Source organism: Streptomyces sp. WM6386, from assembly GCF_000972385.1.
Taxonomy (GTDB): Bacteria; Actinomycetota; Actinomycetes; order Streptomycetales; family Streptomycetaceae; genus Streptomyces.
On the sequence record NZ_JXTE01000574.1, the window covers coordinates 1 to 394 of the forward strand.

General features: G+C 71.1%; 1 pseudogene. It reads right to left on the minus strand.

What is annotated here, in order from left to right:
• Positions 1 to 394, minus strand: a pseudogene (locus TN53_RS42755) (hypothetical protein); the annotation flags it as partial.

Here is a 394-nt window from a genome sequence, read left to right on the forward strand (position 1 = left end):
TTCCAGGCCCATGCCCAGCCGAAGCAGCCCGGCCAGGCGCTGGGTCCACTCACTCAGGGCTTCCAGCTGGCCGATGCGTTCGGCCGCGATCTTGGACGGTGTGATCAGCCACGGCACCCCCACCACCGCCGCGCTCAACAGCAGGCCTGCCACGAAGTTCCCGGACAGGAGCCACACCGCGAGAAAGACAACGAGCGCGCAGACGGCAAGGGCTCGCCGACGTAGCCGCACCTCCTCGCCCTGGTCCTGGTGCTGGCCGGCCCGCAAGGCTTGCCAGCGCTGGCGCAGCGGGGCCTGGCGGGGTGCGGTGGTGCCGACGATCCCGGCGACGGTGCCGATCAGCCCGCCGACCACGGCCATCCCGGACAACAAGGCGAGCAACAGGGTCATCGGC